The sequence below is a fragment of the Vibrio sp. 1978 genome, from assembly GCF_033344345.1.
On record NZ_JAWPOP010000140.1, the window covers coordinates 1 to 1115 of the forward strand.

The 1115-nt window shown below is 49.4% G+C and carries 1 protein-coding gene; it reads right to left on the minus strand.

The window, feature by feature from the left end; genetic code table 11:
- Positions 1 to 138: 138 nt before the first annotated feature.
- A partial coding sequence (locus tag R8N49_RS31085; protein ID WP_318190204.1) for a phage major capsid protein occupies positions 139 to 1115 on the minus strand: 977 nt, incomplete at its 5' end.

Consider the following 1115-nt stretch of genomic DNA (forward strand, 5'->3'; position numbering starts at 1 on the left):
GTATTGCCGTTTGGTTGCTCCGAAGTCTCTGTCGACTCTTTGGTGATCTCTGCTGTCTTGGCTTTCGTGGTTGCCATATTCAATTCCTTATTGCATTAAAAAGCCCACCAAATGGTGGGCTAAATATAATGGTTAGAATTAAGCCGCAGCGTGTTCTAGCGCGGCGATAGCTGCAACATCTTCCAACAGTACATCAAAGCGGTGGAAGCCAATGAAGCCCATCTGGTCGAATTCAGCGTAACGCTCGGTCAAACGACGCAGATTCATGTAAGACACTCGACGTAGAATGAGCGACATCCAATCACCGTAAAACACTGACTTTTTACTTGCACCAGCTGCGGCAATGCCTTGGTCGATAACGTACTGATCACCATCAATGGTGGCTGGTGCAACACCGGCGATCGCAGGCAGCCATAATGGACGGCCATTGGAATCGTTCATCAGCTTAAAGCCTTTGAATGTGTCATCGTTAAACGCCCAACGGGTGTTCGGACTGTTGCGATAAGCAGGGTCTACCTTGTGCTTTAGGTTGATCAAATCCGCGTAAGACACGCCAGAGATTGCCGCAGCCTCATGCTTCAACTGCACCTGTAAGTTCAAGCCTTTCAGGTTATTACCAGTGTCATCACCTGTAATGATTTGACCAGCTTCGAGACGGCCCAAACGCTGACCGATACGGCGCGCTACAAACGCATCGATATCAATCATGCTGTCTTGCAGTAACTCATTCGATACCAGTACGATTTTAGAGCTGCCTTTCTTCGCTCCAATCTCAACTTGGCTGAAGGTCGGGTCACCTTTACTCGCTTCTTGGTTTTCTGCCAGCATTTCACCAATTTCAGTTCGACCATCGGACACAGCCCAAGGCATCGCGCGGCCATCTTGAGTATTGATAACCTGACAGACGTTCGCGATACCACCGTACACCGCCATGCTTTCAACCACACGATTCACAAAAGCTTTTGGTACGGTAAAACCACCACCAGCCCCCGTTGCTGTACCTAAAGCACGAAGTTGGGCTTTGTCTTCTTGCGATAACTCCGCAAAACCATGGCGCAAGTAGCTGGTAAAGGCTTCGGCTTGGCGTTGCTCTGTCGGTGACTCTTCACCGTTGT